At 70.7% G+C, this 20,900-nt stretch carries 22 protein-coding genes and 1 CRISPR repeat array; of the genes, 12 read left to right on the plus strand and 10 right to left on the minus strand.

Annotation, left to right across the window (positions count from 1 at the left end; genetic code table 11):
* Positions 1-92: 92 nt before the first annotated feature.
* From AC0HI0_RS45530 to AC0HI0_RS45560, 7 genes are all read left to right on the plus strand, one after another.
* Positions 93-1,142 carry a lactonase family protein gene (locus tag AC0HI0_RS45530; RefSeq protein ID WP_480929667.1) on the plus strand — a complete coding sequence of 350 codons (1,050 nt, stop codon included), beginning with the start codon at positions 93-95 and terminating at the stop codon, positions 1,140-1,142.
* 46 nt (positions 1,143-1,188) lie between these two features.
* Complete coding sequence (locus AC0HI0_RS45535) at positions 1,189-1,923, plus strand: SGNH/GDSL hydrolase family protein (RefSeq protein WP_480929668.1); 735 nt, start codon at positions 1,189-1,191, stop codon at positions 1,921-1,923.
* 337 nt (positions 1,924-2,260) lie between these two features.
* Positions 2,261-2,464 (plus strand): hypothetical protein, encoded by a 204-nt coding sequence (locus AC0HI0_RS45540; RefSeq protein ID WP_480934564.1) that lies wholly within the window; start codon positions 2,261-2,263, stop codon positions 2,462-2,464.
* Positions 2,431-2,745 carry an SRPBCC domain-containing protein gene (locus AC0HI0_RS45545; protein WP_480934535.1) on the plus strand — a complete coding sequence of 105 codons (315 nt, stop codon included), beginning with the start codon at positions 2,431-2,433 and terminating at the stop codon, positions 2,743-2,745. Before AC0HI0_RS45540 ends, AC0HI0_RS45545 begins: the two co-directional genes overlap by 34 nt.
* Positions 2,745-3,548: a HipA family kinase gene (locus tag AC0HI0_RS45550; protein ID WP_480934536.1), complete on the plus strand. Its 804-nt coding sequence runs from the start codon at positions 2,745-2,747 to the stop codon at positions 3,546-3,548. Before AC0HI0_RS45545 ends, AC0HI0_RS45550 begins: the two co-directional genes overlap by 1 nt.
* Complete coding sequence (locus tag AC0HI0_RS45555) at positions 3,532-3,921, plus strand: DUF3037 domain-containing protein (protein ID WP_480929669.1); 390 nt, start codon at positions 3,532-3,534, stop codon at positions 3,919-3,921. The genes AC0HI0_RS45550 and AC0HI0_RS45555 overlap by 17 nt, the downstream gene beginning before the upstream one ends.
* Positions 3,922-3,995: 74 nt before the next feature.
* The gene (locus tag AC0HI0_RS45560; protein WP_480929670.1) at positions 3,996-5,006 is read left to right on the plus strand and encodes an LCP family protein; all 1,011 of its coding nucleotides are present in this window, start codon (positions 3,996-3,998) and stop codon (positions 5,004-5,006) included.
* Positions 5,007-5,131: 125 nt separating this feature from the next.
* Here AC0HI0_RS45560 and AC0HI0_RS45565 read toward each other — a convergent pair whose 3' ends face one another.
* Positions 5,132-5,254 (minus strand): hypothetical protein, encoded by a 123-nt coding sequence (locus AC0HI0_RS45565; protein WP_480929671.1) that lies wholly within the window; start codon positions 5,252-5,254, stop codon positions 5,132-5,134.
* Positions 5,255-5,449: 195 nt separating this feature from the next.
* Between AC0HI0_RS45565 and AC0HI0_RS45570 the strand changes: the two genes are divergently transcribed.
* Entirely contained in the window at positions 5,450-6,235 is a 786-nt protein-coding gene (locus AC0HI0_RS45570) for a 3-hydroxybutyrate dehydrogenase (RefSeq protein ID WP_480929672.1), read from the plus strand.
* A 226-nt stretch (positions 6,236-6,461) separates the two neighbouring features.
* Here the strand turns inward: AC0HI0_RS45570 and AC0HI0_RS45575 are convergent, their stop codons facing one another.
* From AC0HI0_RS45575 to AC0HI0_RS45610, 8 genes are all read right to left on the minus strand, one after another.
* Positions 6,462-7,823: a tyrosine-type recombinase/integrase gene (locus AC0HI0_RS45575; protein ID WP_480929673.1), complete on the minus strand. Its 1,362-nt coding sequence runs from the start codon at positions 7,821-7,823 to the stop codon at positions 6,462-6,464.
* Between the two features lie 67 nt (positions 7,824-7,890).
* Positions 7,891-8,094, minus strand: coding sequence for a helix-turn-helix domain-containing protein (locus tag AC0HI0_RS45580; RefSeq protein ID WP_480929674.1), 204 nt, complete (start codon positions 8,092-8,094; stop codon positions 7,891-7,893).
* 27 nt (positions 8,095-8,121) lie between these two features.
* The gene (locus AC0HI0_RS45585; RefSeq protein WP_480929675.1) at positions 8,122-9,756 is read right to left on the minus strand and encodes a replication initiator; all 1,635 of its coding nucleotides are present in this window, start codon (positions 9,754-9,756) and stop codon (positions 8,122-8,124) included.
* Positions 9,757-9,821: 65 nt separating this feature from the next.
* Positions 9,822-11,300 (minus strand): FtsK/SpoIIIE domain-containing protein, encoded by a 1,479-nt coding sequence (locus tag AC0HI0_RS45590; RefSeq protein ID WP_480929676.1) that lies wholly within the window; start codon positions 11,298-11,300, stop codon positions 9,822-9,824.
* Positions 11,301-11,616: 316 nt separating this feature from the next.
* Positions 11,617-12,282 carry an AMED_5909 family protein gene (locus AC0HI0_RS45595; protein WP_480929677.1) on the minus strand — a complete coding sequence of 222 codons (666 nt, stop codon included), beginning with the start codon at positions 12,280-12,282 and terminating at the stop codon, positions 11,617-11,619.
* Positions 12,279-12,683 carry a helix-turn-helix transcriptional regulator gene (locus AC0HI0_RS45600; RefSeq protein ID WP_480929678.1) on the minus strand — a complete coding sequence of 135 codons (405 nt, stop codon included), beginning with the start codon at positions 12,681-12,683 and terminating at the stop codon, positions 12,279-12,281. Before AC0HI0_RS45600 ends, AC0HI0_RS45595 begins: the two co-directional genes overlap by 4 nt.
* Positions 12,680-13,000 carry a hypothetical protein gene (locus AC0HI0_RS45605; protein ID WP_480929679.1) on the minus strand — a complete coding sequence of 107 codons (321 nt, stop codon included), beginning with the start codon at positions 12,998-13,000 and terminating at the stop codon, positions 12,680-12,682. The genes AC0HI0_RS45600 and AC0HI0_RS45605 overlap by 4 nt, the downstream gene beginning before the upstream one ends.
* A 15-nt stretch (positions 13,001-13,015) precedes the next feature.
* Positions 13,016-13,405: a hypothetical protein gene (locus tag AC0HI0_RS45610; protein ID WP_480929680.1), complete on the minus strand. Its 390-nt coding sequence runs from the start codon at positions 13,403-13,405 to the stop codon at positions 13,016-13,018.
* 193 nt (positions 13,406-13,598) lie between these two features.
* Here AC0HI0_RS45610 and AC0HI0_RS45615 point away from each other — a divergent pair, with 193 nt between their 5' ends.
* The gene (locus tag AC0HI0_RS45615; protein WP_480929681.1) at positions 13,599-13,982 is read left to right on the plus strand and encodes a GntR family transcriptional regulator; all 384 of its coding nucleotides are present in this window, start codon (positions 13,599-13,601) and stop codon (positions 13,980-13,982) included.
* Between the two features lie 154 nt (positions 13,983-14,136).
* On the opposite strand, the gene AC0HI0_RS45620 is transcribed toward AC0HI0_RS45615, so the two are convergent.
* A complete protein-coding gene (locus AC0HI0_RS45620) occupies positions 14,137-14,373 on the minus strand; it encodes a hypothetical protein (RefSeq protein ID WP_480929682.1) in 237 nt (78 codons plus the stop codon).
* 137 nt (positions 14,374-14,510) lie between these two features.
* Here AC0HI0_RS45620 and AC0HI0_RS45625 point away from each other — a divergent pair, with 137 nt between their 5' ends.
* The 3 genes from AC0HI0_RS45625 to AC0HI0_RS45635 all read left to right on the plus strand — a co-directional run bounded on the left by AC0HI0_RS45625 (position 14,511) and on the right by AC0HI0_RS45635 (position 20,509).
* Positions 14,511-15,719 (plus strand): helix-turn-helix domain-containing protein, encoded by a 1,209-nt coding sequence (locus AC0HI0_RS45625; RefSeq protein ID WP_480929683.1) that lies wholly within the window; start codon positions 14,511-14,513, stop codon positions 15,717-15,719.
* A 298-nt stretch (positions 15,720-16,017) separates the two neighbouring features.
* Positions 16,018-16,472: direct repeats of the CRISPR family, unit length 28 nt; unit sequence GGACCACCCCCGCGTGCGCGGGGAAGAC.
* Between the two features lie 796 nt (positions 16,473-17,268).
* Positions 17,269-18,657, plus strand: coding sequence for an MFS transporter (locus AC0HI0_RS45630; RefSeq protein ID WP_480934537.1), 1,389 nt, complete (start codon positions 17,269-17,271; stop codon positions 18,655-18,657).
* 4 nt (positions 18,658-18,661) lie between these two features.
* Positions 18,662-20,509, plus strand: a complete 1,848-nt coding sequence (locus AC0HI0_RS45635; protein ID WP_480929684.1) for a helix-turn-helix domain-containing protein — start codon at positions 18,662-18,664, stop codon at positions 20,507-20,509.
* The last annotated feature ends 391 nt before the right edge of the window (positions 20,510-20,900 follow it).

Here is a 20,900-nt window from a genome sequence, read left to right on the forward strand (position 1 = left end):
GACACGCCGCGGGCACGGTGGAGCGGAGGTCTGGCGTGGAAATGGACAGGCGGCGGTTCCTGGGGGCCGTGGGTGTTGGAGCGGGGTTGCTGATGACCGAAGGTGTCGCCGAAGCACGCGCGGAGGTCCGCGTCTACCTGGGCACCTACACCACCTGGGCGGGCGGCGGCCCCGGCCTGGGGCTGGCCTCCTACGACGCGGCCACCGGCCGGCTGCGGTCGACCGGTGTGGTCGCGGGCGTGCCGAACCCGTCGTTCGTGATCAGCGCGGGCAAGCGCGTCTACGCGGTGAACGAGCAGTCCAAGGGCACCGTCACCGCGCTGGAGGTCGGCGCGTCCGGGGTGCCCAAGGTGATCAACACGCAGAGCACCGGCGGCGCGGACCCGTGCCACCTGGTGCTGCACAAGGGGCACGTGCTGGCCGCGAACTACAGCTCGGGCAGCGTGTCGGTGCACCCGGTGCGGGCCGACGGCGGGCTCGGCGCGCGGACGGACCTGGTGCTGCACAAGGGGTCCGGGCCCGACCCGGACCGCCAGGAAGGCCCGCACGCGCACCAGGTGCTGGCCGACCCGGCGGGCGCGTTCGTGCTGGCCGTCGACCTCGGCGCGGACGCGGTGTTCTCCTACCGGCTGGAGCAGGGCAGGCTGACCCGCGTCGGCACCGCCAAGCTGCACCCCGGCGCGGGACCGAGGCACCTGGCGTTTCACCCGAACGGGCGGTACGCCTACATCGCGAACGAGCTGGACTCCACCGTCGTGGTGGCGTCCTACGCGGCCGGCGCGCTCACGCCGGGGCAGAAGCTCGGCACGCTGCCGCCCGGCGCGCCGACCAGGCCGCGCAACTACCCGGCGGAGGTCGTCGTGTCGGCGGACGGGCGGTTCGCGTACCTGTCCAACCGGGGGCACGACAGCGTGGCGGTGTTCGCGGTGGAGCAGGACGGCGCGGCGCTGCGCCTGCTGGAGGCGGTTCCGGTGGGCGGCGAGTTCCCCCGGCACATCGCGTTGGACCCGACCGGCAAGCTGCTGTTCGCGGCCAACCAGAACTCCAACACGGTGACCACGTTCGCGGTGGACCAGGCGACCGGGAAGCTCAAGCACACCAGCACGTTCCCGGCGCCCATCCCGGTGTGCGTCGCCCTGTAGGGGGAATTTCCACCGCCGCGACCGTCCACAGTGGTACGCCGGACGCATGAACCTGGTGGCAGCACTGCTGGTGGCGGCCCTGACCCCCGCGCCGACCCCCGTCGCTCCGGAGTACGTCGCACTCGGCGACTCCTACGCGGCGGGGGTCGGCGCGAAACGGGACGAGTGCGGGCGCAGCCCCGCCGCCCACCCCGAACTCCTCGCGGCCCGGCGGCACTACGCGCTGGTGTTCGCCGCGTGCGGCGGGGCGACGACGACCGAGGTCCTGCAGCAGACCGAGCGGATCACACCCGGGACGTCCCTGGTCACGGTGACCGTCGGCGGCAACGACGCGGGCTTCGCCGCGGTGATGAAGGCGTGCGCGCTCGGCTCGGACTCGACGTGCGAGAGCAGGGTGGCCGAGGCCGAGCGGTTCATCCGCGACGAGCTGCCCGCCCGGCTGGACCGGGTGGGCGGCGCGGTGCGCGCGCGGACGTCCGCGCGGGTGGTGGTGCTCGGCTACCCGAGGCTGTTCGAGCCGACCGGTTCGTGCCTGATGACGCCCAAGCAGCGGGCGGCGTTGAACCGGGCCTCCGACCTGCTCGCCGACGTCGAGCGGAGGTGGGCCGGCGCGGCCGGGTTCGTCTTCGGCGACGTGAGGGAAGCGTTTGCGGGGCACGGGGTGTGCGGCGGCGACCCGTGGGTCAACGACGTGTCGTGGCCGGTGGGCGACTCCTACCACCCGAACGCGACCGGCCACCGGGCCGGCTACCTGCCCGTCCTGGAGCGCGCGGCGCCGTGAGGTCTTGACCCCGGCCCATCGGTGAGTTCACGCACTTGCCGTTCGCGGGGACTTGCCGAGCCGTCGCGGCTCTGGGCGACCCGACCCGGCGGCTGATCCTTCCAACGGCCCACCGCCGGGCCGCCGGCCGTCGGGCAGCTCGCGGCCGGGCTGCCTGTGAGCAGGCCGGCCGTCTCGCAGCACCTCAAGGTGCTCAAGCAGGCGCGGCCGGTGCGGGACGAGGCGGTCGGCACGCGCCGCGTCCACCGGGTCGACCCGGAGGACGTGCGCGCGACTACTTCGACGGGATCCGGGGCCGGGCGCCGGCCGCGTTCGCGCGCGCCGTCGAGGAGGAGTCATGACCGGAGTCCGCCGCTCGGTCACCGTGGCCGCGCCGCCGGAACGGGCGTTCGAGGTGTTCGTGGCCGGGTTCGCCGGCTGGTGGCCCGCCGCGCACCACATCGGGGAGCCGACCTCGCCGACGTGGTCGTGGAGCGCGCGGTCGGCGGACGCTGGTACGAGCGGGGCGTGGACGGCCGGGAGTGCGACTGGGGCCGGGTGAGGGCCTACCAGCCGCCCGCGCGGCTCCTGCCGGCCTGGCACCTCGACGGCGAGTGGGAGTACGACCCCGACCCCGCGCACGCCGGTGAGGTCGAGGTCACGTTCACCGCCCGGGGCGACACGACCGTGGAGCTGGTGCACCGCGGCTTCGAGCGGCACGTGGTGGCCCCGCGGCAGGTCGCGGACGGCGTGGGCGGCGAAGGCGGGTGGGGCGGCATCCTCGCCGGGCACGCCGCCGCCGCGGAGAACCCGTTGGCGGTGGTCGACCCCGACCGGCGATGATGCCCGGCGTGAACGCCACGAACGGGCTGCGCACGGTCGCGGCCACCCGCTACGTCACCCCCTTCCGGGAGGGTGGTTCGCTGCCGGGCCTGGTCGAGGCCGACGACCTCGGCATGTACGTGCTCAAGTTCCGCGGCGCGGGCCAGGGGGTGAAGGCCCTCGTCGCCGAGATCGTGGTGGGCGAGCTGGCCCGCCGGCTGGGCTTCCGGGTGCCCGAGATCGTCCTGGTGGACCTCGATCCCGAACTCGCCCGCGCCGAGCCCGACCAGGAGGTCCAGGAGCTGCTGCGGGCCAGCGGCGGCGTGAACCTCGGGCTGGACTACCTGCCCGGCTCGTTCGACTACAACCCGGTGGTGCGCGAGCCCTCGGCGGACCTCGCCGCCCGGCTGCTGTGGCTCGACGCCCTGACCCTCAACGTGGACCGCAGCTGGCGCAACCCGAACACCCTGCTGTGGCACCGCGAGCTGTGGCTGATCGACCACGGCGCCGCGCTGTACTTCCACCACTCGTGGAAGCCCGAGCGGTTCCCGGCCGCGAGCTACCGGTTCGACGCCGCCGACCACCTGATGCTGCCCTTCGCCGGACCCCTGGCCGAGGTGGACGCCGAGCTGTCCGCGAAGATCACCCCCGAGCTGCTGCGCGAGGTGCTGGCGCTGGTGCCCGACGAGTGGCTCGCGCAGGACGGTGCGTTCGGCCCGCCGGAGGCGGTCCGCGCCGCGTACGCCCAGTTCTTCACGACCCGCCTGGCGCAGCCGCGCGCCTGGGTGGACGCCCTGGAGGCCGACCGTGCCGCACGTGTTTGAGTACGCGCTGCTGCGCGCGGTGCCCAGGCAGGAGCGCGGCGAGTTCGTCAACGTGGGCGTGCTGGTCTACTGCGCGCCGCTGGGCTTCCTGGGCGCGCGCGTGCACGTCGACGAGGCGCGCCTGCGCGCGCTGGACCCGTTCCTGGACGTCGAGCTGCTCAAGGCGAACCTGGACCACCTCGGGCTGTCCTGCGACGGCCACCCGGGGGCGGGACCGGTCTCCCGGACCACGCCTGGCCGGCGGTTCCGGTGGCTGACCGCGCCGCGCAGCACGATCATCCAGACCTCGCCCGCGCACACCGGGCTGACCGACGACCCGGAGGCGGCGCTGGAGCACCTCCTGCGCACCCTCGTGCTGCCGCCCGAGCACTAGGCTGGCAACCTCTTGCCTCACGCCGCGTCTATAGGTGCGAGCAGTTGCCGACATACGGGATCGGGGTCGCTGACATGAGCGCCGGCTACCACCAGGGCTACCAGCAGAGGGGCTATCGGCCCGCGCCGAAGCGCCGCAAACCGCGCATCGGGCGCATCATCCTGGTGCTCCTGGTATTGCTGTTGGCCTTCGCGGTCGGCATGTGGGTCTACGTCGACTCGTCGCTGCGCCGCGTCGACGCGCTGCCGGACTACGAGGGCAGGCCCGCCGACACGCCCGGCACCAACTGGCTGCTGGTCGGGTCCGACGCGCGCGACGACCTGACCGAGGAGCAGAAGGCCGATCTGTCCACGGGGGACGCGGGCGGCCGCCGCACGGACACCATCATGATCCTGCACATCCCCTCGGGTTCCGGGAAGTCCACGTTGGTCAGCGTCCCCCGGGACTCCTATGTGGACATCCCGGGCAACGGCAAGAACAAGATCAACGCGGCGTTCGCGTTCGGCGGCGCGCCGCTGCTGGCGCAGACCGTCGAGGGCGCGACCGGCCTGCACATCGACCACTACATGGAAATCGGCTTCGGCGGGTTCGCGGGCATCGTGGACGCCGTGGGCGGCGTCGACCTGTGCATCAAGGAGCCGATGAACGACCCGCTGGCGGGCCTGGACCTCCAGCCCGGCTGCCAGGAGCTCAACGGCGCGCAGGCGCTGGGCTTCGTGCGGACCCGCGCGTTCGCCACCGCCGACCTCCAGCGGGTGCAGAACCAGCGCGAGTTCCTCTCGGCGTTGTCGGACAAGGCGACCAGCGTCGGCACCCTGATCAACCCGTTCAAGGCGTTCCCGCTGCTGTTCTCGGCGACCGACTCGATCTCGGTCAACGAGGGCGACCACCTGCACCACCTGGCCGGCATGGCGTTCGGCATGGGCGGCGGCGTGGACAACGTGACGGTGCCGGTGGGCGGCACGCCGACCGTGCCGGGCGCGGGCTCGGTCGTGCAGTGGGACCGGGAGAACGCGCTGCGCCTGTTCGGCGCGCTGGAGAAGGACGAGCCGGTGCCGGCCGACCTGTTGCAGCAACCGGGCTAGTCAGCCGGTCCGGCCGGTCCGACCCGTCGGGTCCGGCCGGTCGGCCGTGCGAACGACGTCGGCGCTGTTCCCGCCCCCCCCGGAAACAGCGCCGTTCGCGTACTCGACCCCCTGGCCAACCCCGCTCAGCCCTCCGCGTCGGCTGGTGCGGCGTCGGCCGGGGTGGCGTCTGCCTCGACGTCCGCGCTGGCCTCGATGATGCCCTCGAACTCGCGCAGCAGGTCGTCGTAGATCGGCGTGAGTGACACTTGGTAACCCCCACAGTCTGGTTCATCCCCCGATCGGACCAAAGCAGCCTACTCGCGGCCCGGTGTCCACTTCACCTGGTATCCGCCAAATCGGGGTCCGTGTCGCTAACTGTTGGCTAAACACACCCGATACCCGCAGGTTGTGTGCGGTGCCGACATGGGCGCGGGGGCGCGGCGGACCTAGCGTTGCTGCCCATGAACAGTGTCCCGGGTCACAACCCAGGCCAGGTCGGGCACGGCGCGGACCTCGCCGGCCGCACCGCCCTGGTCACCGGCGCGGGCAGCGGGATCGGGCGGGCGTGCGCCGCCGCGCTGGCCGCCTCCGGCGCGGAGGTCCACCTGGTCGACCGGGACGAGGCGGTCACCGCCGTCGCGGCCGAACTCGGCGGCACCGCGCACGTGGTCGACCTCGCCGACGACGACCCGACCCGCACCCTCCCGACCGCCGTCGACATCCTGGTCAACAACGCCGGCCTCCAGCACGTGGCCCCGGTGCACGAGTTCCCGCCGGAGAAGTTCGCGCTCCTGCAACGGGTCATGGTTACCGCGCCGTTCCTGCTCGCCCGCCACGTGCTGCCGCACATGCACCGGCGGGGCCGGGGACGGCTGGTGCACGTCTCCAGCGTCCACGGCCGGCGCGCCAGCGCGTTCAAATCCGCCTACGTGGCGGCCAAGCACGGCCTGGAAGGGCTGAGCAAGGTGCTCGCGCTGGAAGGCGCGGAGCACGGCGTCACCAGCAACTGCGTGAGCCCCGGCTACGTGCGCACCCCGCTGGTCGAGGACCAGATCGCGGACCAGGCCAGGGCGCACGGCGTCGACCCGCACCGCGTGCTCTCCGACGTCCTGCTGACCCGCCACGCGGTCAAGGAGCTGGTCGAGCCGCACGAGGTCGCCGACCTGGTCCGCTGGCTGTGCGGCGACACGGCCCGCCACGTCACCGGCGCGAGCTTCACGATCGACGGCGGCTGGACCGCCCAGTAGGCCCACGAGCACCCGTAGGAACCCCTCCCCCTGATGAAGTGGTGACCCGCCATGAGCACTGCCGCTGCGCCCAAACCCGGATTCGCCAAGGTCGTCATAGGAAGCCTCGTCGGCACGACCATCGAGTGGTACGACGACTCCATCCAGGGCGCTCTGACCTGCGTCTTCTCCGATGTGGATCTTGTCAGGCCGTGTCCAGGCCGTGTGGGGTGAGGTGGGCACGGGGTCAGTCCTCGGTGTCGTGGTCGGTGTCGTCGCCGGCCCCATCCGGGTTGGTGTCCATTGTGGACTTCTGTTCGTCCTTTGTGGACTCTTCGGGGGTGAACACTCCGTCGATCGCAGCCCGTGCGCGTGCGTGGCTGGACCGGACCAGGTGGGTGTAGATGCGGAGGGTGTATCCGGGGTCGCGGTGTCCGAGGTACTCGGCGACCTCCTTGATCGACACGCCGTGGGCGAGCCAGTGCGAGGCGCAGAAGTGGCGCATGGCGTGCATCCCGTCGGTGCGTCCGCCGTAGACCAGTCCGGCTTCGGCGAACGCGGGTGTCCAGATCGAGGCGTCGAAGTTGCCGCCGCGCCAGGGCCGGGTTCGGGTGTGCGGCCGGCCCAGGCGGGTCATGTCGTGGCGGTAGTCGATGAGCAGGTTCACGGTGACGGGTTTGCCGCCGGGGTCGCGCCAGGGCAGGGTGAGCGGCCGGGGTTCGTGGTCGCGGCGGTACCGGTCGATCTGCTCCAGGACTCCTTCGGACAGGGGGACGACGCGGGTCTTGCCGTGTTTCGGAGGGGCGAACACCGGGGTGTTGCCGATCCACCGGATCTGTCGCACGACGTTGAGTTCCAGGCCGTCACGGTCGATGTCGTCGGCGCTGACGGCGAGGATCTCCATTTGTCGCAGGGCCGCGCCGGAGCCGAGTGGGACCACGATCCTGTATCGCTCCGGCAGCGCGGAGTGCAGCGCGTGCACGGTGGTTTCCGGCCAGGGGACCACCTTGCGCTGTTCGGGTTTGGGTTTCTTGATGCTCTTGAGGCGGCAGGGGTTGGTGCGGATGCGTCGTTCTTCCTTGGCGGCCTGGAGGACGGCGGAGACGAGGTCGAACATCTGCGCGTGGTAGGCCGCGCCGGTCTTGCGGCGGTCGGGCCGTTCGGAGCGCATCCAGTGGAGCCAGTCGCGGATGGTGTCGGGCCGTTCCACGACCTTGAGCGGCTTGGAGCCCAGGAACGGGTAGATCTGCGAGTTCAACCGGCGGTCCACCGTCTGCCGGGTCGCGGCGTCCTGGGACTGGCCTTTGCGCCAGTTCTCGGTGAACGCCTTGAACAGCATGTCCCCGGCGTCGGGGTCCACGAACACGCCGGCCAACACGTCATGCTGCATCTTGGTCAGGAAGTCCTGCGCCTTCTTGAGGTCCCTGTCCGGGAAGCTCTTGCTGCGCTCCTTCTTCTCGTCGTTGTAGTAGCGGACGCGGTAGCGCAGTCCTGTGCCGTACAGGTCGCTTCTTTCCCGGACGGGTTTGCCCTTGGTGGTGAGCACGGGGTTCCCTGTCTCAGGGTCGATCTTGTCGCGGTACCAGCGGTCTTCGACGTGTCCGGCCATGCCGTGTGTCCTCTCTGTGCGTTGCTGAAAGGCCGCACGACGCTGTGCGGCCGTGATGGTGGGCGGGTCAGGCAGCGTCGGGTAGTGCGTCGAGCCAGGCCGTGACGTCCTGGGGTCGGTAGCGGACGTGTTTGCCGAGGCGCTTGAACGCGGGTCCCTTGTCGCGGTAGCGCCAGTCCGTGAGGGTCTTCTCGGGGATGCCGAGGAAGACGGAGAGGTCTTCCGGCGTCCAGAGGACTTCCACGGTGATGTAGCGGGGTCGTTCGGTCATGAGGCTTTCCCCCCTCGTTTCCGCCGGTCAGGCCGCTACGGTCGAAGTTGCTGAAACATCGGGGATCGGTGCCCGCAGGAGTGCGAGGACGTTCTGCGCCTGGTCGTACTCGGCGCGCCACTTGAGCCGTTGGGCGATCATGTGCAAGAGCAGTTCGGTCCGTGAAGGGACGTGAGGGTCGCCGGCGCGGACCGGTGCCCACTGCAAGCGGGTCTGTCCGGGGTCGGGCTTGGAGATCCCGGCTGCTTCGAGGGCTTCGCGGACGAACGCGGCCCGGTCGCTCTTGTGCTCCGCCAAGGTCTTGCCGGACCAGCGGCGTGAGACCAGGACCCGCCGGCCAGGAAGTCCGAGGGTGTCGCGGCGGTGTGCCTTGCCCTTGCAGTGCCCCGGAGTGGTGCGGGAGCTGCACCCCTTGGGTTGGATGCCGTAGAGCAGCCAGACCGCGCACCGTTCCGAGCACGGCGTCACGGCCAGTTCCGCCGTCAGGCGGTCCGCGTGGTCGACCAGCCGAGCGGATGCGTCGGTGTCGACCACTTCGGTGATGGATTTGGTCAGGTACTTGGTGAGGTAGCCGACGTGGCGTCCGGCTTCCTGGGTGCCGCCGAGGATGCCCTTGGAGTGCACCTGTGCCCCGAACTCGGCGACGTGGGACGGGGCGTCCAGGCCGGCCACGGCGTCCGCCCACGGGGTCAGCGGTGCCCCGGTGTCGGGGTCTATGAAGCCCTTGGTTCGCATGTCCCACACCGGCAGCCGGCCGCCGCCGTAGAGGGGAGTGTCGTGAGCAGGCCACCACACCTGTAGGTAGGTCGCGGCGGTCACCTGGCGGACGACTTTGTGGGGGATCGAGCCGCGTACGGCGAAGTGGGCGTGTGGGGTGATCCGGCGTTGTGGTTCGACCGTGCCGAAGTACTGCGCGTCGAAGCCGACGACGCGGCGGAGGTTCTGCCACCACCGGTCGATCAGGCTCGCGAAGTGGACCGCGTCCCGAGCGGCCCGCCGGTAGTCGTACGTGTCCGGGTCGACCGGCGCGCCGTCCGGGCGGACCTTGCCGTAGGTGTCCAGGGTGAGCGTGACGAACGTCGACGGCCGGTACTTCCCCGCGAACTCCCGCCCCACGGTCCGCTTGTCGACCTTGCGGCGAGGCAGGTTCGGTGAGTCCTGCCGCCGCCGGGTGGACCGGGCCGGGGTGGTCCGGGCCGGTCGTTCCACAGCCGGGAGGTTCCCGCGGATTCCCTCCCGCCGGATGTCCGCGTCAGTCTCCCGGATCCCCTCCCGGTAGTCGTCCGCGTCGCCCAGTTCGCCCGTGGCGACGGCTTGGCGGTAGCCGGCGGTCAGGTCCGAGCGGTGGGTCACCAACGCCACCTGGTCCACGGTCGGGGTGTGTCGTTCCGCGACCGGTTCGGTGTCCAGGTGCCAGCCCTCCCGGCATTGGGCCATGCGGGAGCGGCGGTTGCGATCCGCGCACGCCGGGCACTTCGTGGACTGGGTGGCGTTGCACCGGATACCGACGATCCGGACTTCCCCGGTGTCCAGGTCGACCACTTCCCGCAGCACGGGTCGGGTGCACACGCCGTGCTGTTCGGCCGCAGCCTTGACCACGTCCAACGTCAACGGCATCCGAGCCCGTTCGGCCGACGTCATCCCCGCCACGTCCAGCGCCATGGCCGGAACCACCGGAACCGCAGCGCTAACAACGATTTCCTTCGTTGTGTCCTGTGTGGACTCGCTCATGCCGCAACACCCCCAGTGTTGTTGTCGGGTCGGGGACGGTTCGGGAACGTGTGCACCGTCGCGTCCTTCGCCGTCAGGAACAGGCCCAGCTCGACCAAATCGGCGTCGGTGACGTGGAAGGCCCGAGCGCGCTCCGGTTCCCGCTGCCCGTCCTGCTTCACCCAGGCGACACCGGGCGTGTTCTCCCCGATCTCGTGCGCCGCCGCACCTCGTTGACGGACACCGTCCCCGAGCACCATGTCCACCTGGCCCGGTTCGTCCAGCCGCAGCGCCACGCGGGTGGTGAACAGATGACGGAACGAGACGACTTCCTTGCGCGGGTCCTGGACCAGGCCCACGACCGCATAGCCCGGTGCACGCCCCTGTGAGGTGATGGTCTGGACAGCCCGAGCCGCCCGCTCCCGCAGCCCCTTATCCGGCTGGTAGGCGATCAGGTCCGCCAACTCATCAACGACGAGTACGGTGAACGGCTCGCCGCTGGAGCGCGCCCACAGCCGCCGTACGCCCCGGTACCGCGCCGCCCGTTCCTTGACTTCAGCGGCGATCTCCTCCAAGAGCGCCACCGCGTCCGGGCCGTTGTCGTAGACGACCCGGTCGAACGCGTCCGGGCACTGCCCCAGCTCCATCCCGCCCTTGGGGTCGATGCCCACCAGGCGCACGAGCCCGGCCCGGACCGCCGGCGCGAGCTGCCACACCAACGACCACAACACCGACCCCTTACCCGCACCGGGCACACCCACCACGAGCACCTGGGAGCCGAGCAACCGCAGCCGCCACGGCCGACCCGACTCCGTCCGCCCGACGACCACCCGCTTGAGATCCACCTCCGTGTCACGGGACAACGCCGGCACCGGCACCGCACGGACCAGCGGGTCACGGTGCACGAAGTCCAGCTCCAGCAGACGCGGCTTCAACACCCGCACCCGACACGACTTCGCCCCGAACGAGTGGGCGAGGCCGTCACGGCGCAGCTCCCACGCTTCCGGCGACTGGGCAGGCACCATCCGCACCCGAACCCGGTCCCTCCACCCATCCGACCGCACCCGCCGCAACACCGGCCGGTACTCCCGCCCGCGACTGTCCTTCGCCAGCTCCGCCAGGCGCATGGTGGTCCGCCACTTCGGCACGTACACCGACGCCCGCCGCCACTCCGTCACCAGCCGCAACCACGTGTGCCGCAGGAACGACTCCCGGTCGAGCCCCGACCAGATCACCAGGGCCGCTGTCACCGCCAGTACCGACAACACCAGCGGCGAGAGCCCGAACCGCAACCAGCACCAGGCCGCCGACAACGGCACCAACACCGCCACCGGATACCGGACCACGACGAGCACCAGGCGCGCGACGCCGACCACCAGCAGCCACACCACGGCCAGCAGCGCCGCCAACCACTTGAGCCGGCCGGGCACCAACATCCACCACGGCACCCGAGGCCGAGCACCCTCGAACGGAGCCGGATCCACCCAACGACTCATCACGCACCACCCCCGACCACGCCGGCCGGAGAGCACGACCACACCAACGGGGCATCGCGCCGACTTGACGCGCCACCCCCGTGAACAGATACGCTTGACATGACTGGAATCCCTTGTGTCGCAACACAGTGCACGGAATGCCAGTCGGTGTGTCACCGGGAACAGCTCAAGGCCCGCCAAGACTCTGGACTGTTCCCGGCGACCACACCCACCGGCACTTTTCACGCTCTCCAGTTGTCGCCCACGCCCGAATCGGCGCGCGCGTCACCACCACGACGGCCCACTACCACGACCGCGTGTGTCCACACAGGACCGGCTACTCCAGGGGACGCCGCCTCCTGTAGCGCCTGATCGCCGTGTCCAACCGCACCCCCTCCCAAGCTGCCGCACCGGCCACCGTCAACCGGTACCGCCGCAGCACACCAGGCTCCAACTGCTCCGGAGACTCGATCTCCACATGCCCCGCCGCCAACAGATCCCGCATGACCAGCCGCACGCTCTCCCTGGCAACACCGGCCGACTGCGCCACGTCCTCCACCGTCCACCAGCGGTTCGGCGACGAACCCGTGATCAGCTTCACCGCCGCGTGCAGCATCCCCACCGAATACCGGACTTCGAGCCGGTTCCGCTCGACCTCGGGGGCCAACCGCGCCCCCCACACGTCCTCGGCCCGCACCAGCGGCCGACCGGCCACCAACGACTCCGCCCGCGACAACGGCACCGAGTGCTTGGCCTGATACCGGTTCAGCGACGCGAACGTACGCGCCTGAAGTCGCTGCTCAGGGTGCGGGTCCGACTCCGCGACCCGATCGAACACCGCCGCCGAACGCTCCCAGAACTCCCGCCACAGCTCCACCGGTGCGGACATCACAGGCGTCACCCGCAACAACGCCACATGCGCCTGGGCCAACGTCTCCACCATCTCCGTCGCAGCCCACGGACCCTCGTACCCGGTCCGCTCCGGCCCCACAGCCCCGCTCATGACCGACCGCCGGTCAACCGCCGCACCGCGCTGACCACCAGCAACACTCCCAACCCGAGCAATTCCTTGCCCAGGCCCGCCACCGACACGGCCGCAGTCTCGGCCGGTACGCCGTGCTTTGTCCTGTCCTCCAACGGAAGGCCGGCCAACAACCGCGCCAAGCCTGCCTGGTCGACGTTCAACGCGGCAGCCAAACGGACCCTGTAGAACGGGCGAGGGACGTTGCCACCCGCTTCCCAAGCCGCCACCGCCCGCGTGTTCACCCCCACCCGTACAGCCAAGGTCTCCTGGGTCAACCCGCACCCGGCCCGACGCGCCGCCAACGTCACACGCCGACCGCCGCCTGCCGGCACCAATACCCGCCGCTCGACATCAGCCAACGTCACCCGCCCCGCGCTCATCCCGGCAACCTTCCTGCGCCCGACTCCCCAAGGCTCTCGCCCGTCTCCACCTCGATGCCCGGTCCCGACCAACCAGACGGCCCGTTCCACCGGTGCCGCCCCGCAGAAGGAGCCAGCACCGCCGCCAGCATCTCCGCGTTCCGTGCCACCTCCATCAGGAACGCCGCCAACACCTCCGGCCCTCCCTCACCGTCCGCCGGCGCGAACACCAACCGCGTCCCATCCAGTTCCAACCGCAACGCGTGGAACTCCGAGCGCGGCCACCGCACGATCGAAACGCCGGCACCCGGCCCCGGCACGAACACCGCCTTGACCATCGACATCACAGCCGCCTACGCCGCAGCCGAACCGGGACCCGCGGACGTGTCCGGCTTGGAGCCGCCACGACCACCGGCACGCCTGGCCGCCTGCTCCTTCGAGACCATCTCGTCAGCCCAGATCGTGTACGTGACCCAGCCCTCCTTCACGTACGGCGTCACCTTCAACCCGATGAACACCGCAGGCCGGAACGGCGTGCCCGCCATCGTCTCCGGCGGCACCGGCTGCACATCCGCCGCGATCTTCACCATCTGACCCGTGTTCTTCCCCTTCGCCGACGGGTCCGTCCCCTGCACCGTCCACACCGGACGACCCGACAACTTGTCCACCGCGTCCCGCGACTTCCCGTCGTTCCAGTCCTTCGCCCGCTCCACGCTCAGCACGTAGAACCCCTGCGGGAACAACTCATCGAACGTGATCGAAAACCTGTGACCAGCAGGAATAGCCATCTTCGGCACCTCTTGGGTAGTGGGATCGCCCCGTCTTCGCGGAGCATGTCATACAGATTAGCTGTATGATCCGTATGATTACACCGATTGAAGTACTCCGATCAGGTGATCTACAGGTCACCTAGATCTGTCGTTACAGTTGCCTGCCATGGAGACAGACGCCCCTGACGGCCGACCGGCGTACCAGCAGCTCGCAGACGAGCTGCGCCGAGCTATCGCAGCCGGCAAGTACGGGCCAGGGGACCAGCTCCCGACGATGGGCGAACTCGCCGAGACGCACGCCATCGCCGTGATGACGGTTCGAGAGGCGATCAAGGTACTCGCGCTGGAAGGCTTGGTTGTCGCCCGACAAGGCAAGGGGGTTTTCGTCCTCCGCGCCCCCTCGCCCGACGATGTAACGATCTCGGGAGCCGAGGTGGTCACGATGCTTCACCAGCTCGAACAGGCCGTTGATCGCCTGTCCGATCGGATGACCTCTGTTGAACAACGCCTGGACCAGGCAACCGGCGCTCGACCAGGTCCAGCCGAGTAGACAGCTCTTCGATACGTCGGGTGAGGCGGTGAACACCGATGACCACGTCACGCCACTGTTCATCGGTCGGCCGTGCCGCGCCGGTCACAACGTCCTTGCCCACGACTTCCCCCGCCCTCTCGTGTCCTGGTCCTGCCTTCCTCCGTCCGGGCTCTCAACCCGCTGTCGTGGCGCTGCTCCCCATGAGGTCCCGGCAGCGTGAGGCGAACGTCAACGCGGCGTCAGCCAACCCGTCCGCGAAGTGCGCGGCGAGTTCGACGCTGCCCGGTTCTCCGTCAAGCTCGACCACCAGCGAGCCGCTACCGACGTCCAAGACCAACTTCGGCCGGCCGGCCTCATCGGCTGTCACCTTCGCCGAGTCCCCGAACCGGGGGCGAACGACCACGTCCATCCCTGACCCACCTCCCACCGATAGCGACGGCAGGCCAGACGACCCGCCATGTGAACTATCGGCGCTAGGGTGGGTTGAGGAAACGATATGCACGATGCGCGCATGACATGCGCATACGCATGAGCGAGGGGTGAGCTGTGGAGCCGTTCGGGGAGGCACTGCGCCGCCTACGCGTTGCCGCGCGGCTCAGTCAGGCCGAGCTTGCGAAGGCGGCACAGTGGAGCCAAAGCCAAGTCAGCCGTTCCGAGGGCGGCAGGTTTCTGCCCGATGAAGCAACGGTGGCGCGCCTGGACCGACTCTTGCAGGCCAGCGGTGTGCTGATCAAAGCTCACCTGGTGAGCAGCGCGAACGGTGGCAGCGGCAGCCCGGCCCAGGACATCCAGGCCCCATGGGCGATCAGTGACATGATGCGCCAGATTCACCGTTCGGACGTCGGCCACGAGACGATAGACCAACTCTCGGTGATGACCGAAGAACTGTGCTGCGAGTACGCGTGGAGAAATGCCGACGACCTACGTCGGGACGCGCAACAACAACTCGAATACGTCGGCCAGCTTCTGAACGGCCCGACCACGCTCCGCGAACACCGAGAGCTGATGGTCAACGCCGGTTGGCTCACGTTGCTCATTGGTTGCCTCGACTACGACCTTGGATTGCCCCGCCACGCCGAGAGCGCACGCACGGCCGCGTACCAACTAGGCCGCGAAGCGGGTCACGGCGAGATCGTCGCCTGGTCGTTTGAGATGAGTGCCTGGTTTGCCCTGACTCAGGACCGCCTGCGCTCAGTGGCCGAGTACACCGAGGCAGGGAGTCGCGCAGCGCCGAATTCATCGGTTGTGGTCCAGCTCGCAGCCCAGGCCGCGAAGGCGCAGGCGCGCATGGGTAATCGGGACGAGGTGGAGAAGATCCTTGACGAGGGCTTCCGCCTGCTGGGGCAGCACCAACACCCGTTGCGGCCGGAAAACCACTTCGTGATCGACCCGACCAAGTGGGATTTCTACGCGATGGACTGCTACCGCCTGGTTGGAGACCACCAGCGAGCGGCGGAACACGCGCGCGAGGTTTTGAGACTGTCCCGCAAACCGGACGGCACCGAACGCAGCCCGATGCGTGCCAGCGAGGCCCGGTTGACCCTGGCGGTAGGTGCCCTGGAATCCGGGGACGTCGAAGCATCGGCGAGTTGGGCGCGTGAGGCGTTCAGCGCCGACCGCCGGTCGGTCACCCATCTGGCGATGCTCGCGGACGAACTCAGCGAACGGGTTCGCGAACTCCTGCCGGGGGACTCCGCCGCCAGGCCGCTCCAGGACGAACTCGCGGCGTTCCGGGCATCCTTGCCGCCACGCTGACCGTCACGCCCGAGACCACGGCGTGCATTGCCGAATTCAGCTTTATGGGATCAAGGCGAGCCGCCGCCGGCGGCTCGCTGTGCGGCACCTCCCGCTGACACCGCCCACCGTTGCACCGACTCCCCGCACACCGGCACGCCGGGCTCCCGCTTCGCTCCGCCCGGCGGCCGGGCGCGGAGTCGGTGCCGGTGGCCGGTTCAGCGAGCCGCCGGCACCGGCCAACCACGACGGCACCAGCTCCGAAAGCCGGATCGGCAACGAGCACCAGGCCCACGACGAGCTGGCCACCATCCCGGCTGGAACACCCCCGCGTGCGCGGGGAAGACTGCTGGACCAGCCGCCGGATCGCCCGGCCCCGCGGACCACCCCCGCGTGCGCGGGGAAGACTCGCCCAGCTCCTTGCTCGCGTCCCGCCGCCGTGGACCACCCCCGCGTGCGCGGGGAAGACGACGCGAGCCTCGTCCGCTGCTCGTCGACCCGCGGACCACCCCCGCGTGCGCGGGGAAGACGAGTCCTACTACGAGACCCAGTGCGGCAAGGACGGACCACCCCCGCGTGCGCGGGGAAGACGTCGGCGGTCCGGTCGGTGGGGCGGGAGAAAACGGACCACCCCCGCGTGCGCGGGGAAGACGGCGACAGCGGGCAAGAAGTCGGCCCGCACTACGGACCACCCCCGCGTGCGCGGGGAAGACCTCGCCGCGCGGGCAAGCGCCGCGGTGGTGCAGGGACCACCCCCGCGTGCGCGGGGAAGACCCTTCCCGAACTGCGGGTCTACGCCACAACAACCCCGTTCTCATTCGGTCCACTCCGGTATCGGAAAACCCGCGACCACGCCGCAACACTACCCATCCCCGACGAGCGCCAGGCGCACGACGAGCCCACCACCTTCCTACGGATTCGACCCCGAAACCACAGGCCATGGGCGTACTCCCAGCCCGGCCGGCCTGCGTCGCTCCCGCCGACTCACCCGCACGGCAACACCGGTCGGCACCACGACCTCCACACGAGGTGGATCCCGGTGCCGGCCACGACGCAGGCTCCCGTCTCATCGGTGGCCCGTCCCCCTGGGGGTCAGATCCTTTAACACCGGGCCGCCGGCATCAAGGGCGCTTCGCGTCGCTGCGCGATGCCCTACGGGCACCCTTGACACCGACGACCCGGTGCTAACGGCAGCCGGGACCAAGGGAACGGGGGCGACCGGCCACCGAGGCACCAAGCCCCGATGTCGACTCAAGGGAGAACCACCATGCGGACCACCACCAGGACCAGGACCACCGCCGGTCAGGGCGCACTCTGGGGCCGCTACGAGCTGGAAGAGCTGGCTGTGGCCCACACCGGCCGCAGCAACCGCACCAGCCCCGCCGCCGCCGCCCCCGACCAGGCCCCCGGTACCGTCGTTCTCCGCATCCCCGCGCCCCGCCCGCACCTGGCACCCGCCTTCCTCCCCCCGACCCCCAGCCGTCAGGCCCCCACGTTCCGTGCCCCCGCGACCACGACCATCGGCCCCCCGCTCCACCATCCACAGTGGAAACAAGGGGCCGCTGTGATCATCTTCCAGGCCGTCACCAGGCCGTCAGACGTCCAGAACCGTCCAGACCCAACCGGACGCAACGAGAACAAACCGGCAGGTCAGAACCGGTATTCCACCACATTCGGCCAGGTCGGAAACCTCCGGAGAGAAAAGTACGACTTCTTCCTCTACGGCTCCGCCGCCGCCCTGGTGTTCAACAAGTTGTTCTTCCCCAACGAGGACGAGCTGACCGGCACGCTGCTGGCGTTCCTCACCTACGCCATCGGGTTCCTCGCCCGGCCGCTGGGCGGACTGGTGTTCGGCCACTTCGGGGACAAGCTGGGGCGCAAGAAACTCCTCGTGGTCAGCCTGTTCCTGATGGGCGGCGCGACGTTCGCGATGGGCCTGCTGCCCACCTACGCCGCGATCGGCTTCGGCGCGCCGCTGCTGCTGACGTTCCTGCGGCTGGTGCAGGGTTTCGCGCTCGGCGGCGAGTGGGGCGGCGCGGTGCTGATCGTGTCCGAGCACGGCAGCGCCGAGCGGCGCGGGTTCTGGGCGTCCTGGCCGCAGGCGGGCGCGCCGATGGGCAACCTGCTGGCCACCGCGGTGCTGGCGGTGCTGGCGGCGGTGCAGAGCGACGAGGCGTTCCTGTCGTGGGGCTGGCGGGTGCCGTTCCTGCTGTCCGGGGTGCTGGTGCTGATCGGGCTGTGGATCCGGTTGAGCGTCGGCGAATCGCCGATCTTCCTTGAGGCGCAGGCGAAAGCGGACAAGCTCGCGGTGAAGCAGCGGCCGCCGGTGGTGACCGTGCTGCGCGACCACTGGCGCGAGGTGCTGATCGCGATGGGCGCGCGCATGGCGGAGAACGTCTCCTACTACGTGATCACCGCGTTCATCCTGGTCTACGTCACCACCGCGCTCGGCCTGCCGCGTTCCACCGGCCTCAACGCGGTGCTCATCGGCTCGGTGGCGCACCTGGTCGCGATCCCGTTGTGGGGCGCGCTTTCCGACCGGATCGGCCGCCGCGTCACGTACCTGGTCGGCGCGGTCGGCGTCGGCGTGTGGATGTTCCCGTTCTTCTGGTTGCTGGACGTGAAGTCGTTCCTGCCGGTCACCCTCGCGGTGACGGTCGGGCTGGTGCTGCACGGCGCGATGTACGGTCCGCAGGCCGCGTTCTTCTCCGAGCTGTTCGGTACGAAGGTCCGCTACTCGGGCGCGTCGATCGGCTACCAGCTCGCGTCGATCGCGGCGGGCGCGCCGGCCCCGATCATCGCCACCGCCCTGCTGCGCGACTTCGGCGGTTCGTTCCCGATCGTGTTGTACGTGCTGGGGATGTGCGTGCTGACCGTGATCGCGGTGGTCGCGTCCAAGGAGACCAAGGGCACGTCGCTGAGCCGGACCGACGCCGACCACGCGACGGTGTCAGCATGACCGCATGACCGAGGCGGACGCGGTGGAGCACCTGCTGGAGCTGTTGGACCTGCTGGCGGACGACGCGAGCAGCGAACGGCTGGCGCGGGTGCTCCCCGCGGCGCGCGCGGCGGGCGTGCGGGACGGCGCGCTCGACCGCGTGGGCCGCGCCACCGCGCAGGCGTTGAAGATCCGCCGCACGCTCACCGCGCACCGCCGCCGGGAAGCCGAGCTGGAGGCCCTGTTCGACACGGCGGGCGACCTGGCGGGCGTGCGCGACCCGGACGGCGTGCTGCGCTCGATCGTGCGCCGCGCGCGGATGCTGCTCGGGGCCGACATCGCGTACCTGAGCATGAACCAGCCCGACGAGCGCGGCACCTACATGCGGGTCACCGACGGCTCGATCTCGGTGCGGTTCCAGCGGTTGCGGCTCGGCCTGGGCGAGGGGCTGGGCGGACTGGTCGCGCAGACCGCGCAGCCGTACGTGACCGCCGACTACGCCGCCGACGACCGGTTCCACCACACCTCGGCGATCGACACGGCGGTCGGCGAGGAGGGCCTGGTCGCCATCCTGGGCGTGCCGCTGAAGCTGGACCGCCGGGTGATCGGCGTGCTGTACGCGGCGAACCGGTCGCCGCGCCAGTTCCCGCCGGACGAGGTGGCGCTGCTGTCGTCGCTGGCCGACCACGCCGCGATCGCCCTGGACACCGCGCACCTGCTGGAGGAGACCCGCGCGGCGGGGGAGACCATCCGCTCGCACAACGAGGCCATGCGGCGCGCCGAGGACGCCCACGACCGGCTCACCGACCTGGTCCTGCGCGGCGCGGACGTGCCGGAGGTCGCGGCGGCGGTGGCGAGGGTGCTCGACGGCGGGATCGTGGTGCACGACCGCGACGGCGGCGAACTCGCCCGCATCGGCGCGGACCCGACGCCCGCGCCGCGCGCCGCGGTCAACGCCTCCCGCGCGGGCGGGCGGGCCGTGCCGCAGGACGGGACGTGGGTGTGCGCGGTGCTCGCGGGCCGGGAACCGCTGGGCAGCATCACCCTGCACGACCGCCCGGACCTGGTCGACGCCGACCGCCGGCTGTTCGAGCGCGCGGCCGTCGTCACCGCGCTGTTGCTGCTGTTGCGGCGCACGGTCGCCGAAGCGGAGAACAAGGTGCGCGGCGAGCTGATCACCGACCTGCTCGGCCCGGTCGTGGATCCGGCGGCGTTGAGCGCGCGGGCCCGGCGGGTGGGCGTGGAGTTGGGCGCGCGGCACGTGGTGCTGGTCGCGGACGGTCCCCGGGACCGGTTGGCGGCGGCCGCCGCGCACCACGCGTCCGGGTGTCGCGGGCTGGCCGGCGTGCACGGGGAGCACGTCGTGCTGGTGCTGCCGGGCGAGGACCTGTCCGGGGCGGCGCGGGACGCGGCCCGGGTGCTGGGCCAGGCGGTGGGGGTGCCGGTGACGGTGGGCGCGGGCGGCCCGGCGGCGGGCCCGGCGGAGGTGGCCGGCGCGCACGCCGAAGCCGTCCGGTGCCTGCGGGCGTTGTTGGTGCTGGACCGGCGGGGTGCCGGGGGGACGTTGGGGGAGTTGGGTTTCGTCGGGGTGTTGCTGGGCGACCGGGCGGACGTCGGCGGGTACGTGCGGGCGACGCTGGGGCCGTTGCTGGACTACGACGCGAGTCGCGGGACCGAGCTGGTGCGCACGGTCACCGCGTACTTCGCGTGCGGGGCGAACCTCAGCCGCGCCAAGGACGAGCTGCACGTCCACGTGAACACGGTGGTGCAGCGGCTGGACCGGGTGGCGAGCCTGCTCGGCGACGACTGGCAGTCGCCGGAACGGGTGCTGGAGGTCCAGCTCGCCCTGCGGCTGCTGAAGGTCCTCGGGTGAAGCCGGGTGCGTGGCCGGTCGTCACCATCCGGCGCGGCACCGACGATCTCCCGGCGAGCCCGGCGAACGGCGTGAACTGGCAGGACAGGGACAGACCGGCAGGGAACGGACTCGACCCCCGGCGCGGTCGACACCGTGACGGGCTACCCCCGGGCGAGGTACCCGGCCGACAGCGCGTCATGGACGGGGGGAACCCGCGCCGTCACCGGTACGGGGCACGGCCAACCGGTCGATCCCGGTGGCGCGCCTCGGCGATGTGGCAGTACAGCGCCTTGCGTGCGGGGCGTGAACGGGTGCGGGGCTTGGCACCGGGACGCACCACCGGGGCCTTTAGTCGCACGATGGTGGCGTTTCGACCGAGTGGGCTTGGGTAGCTGAGATGACCCAGCGA

The sequence above is a fragment of the Saccharothrix sp. NBAS 001 genome, assembly GCF_056640475.1.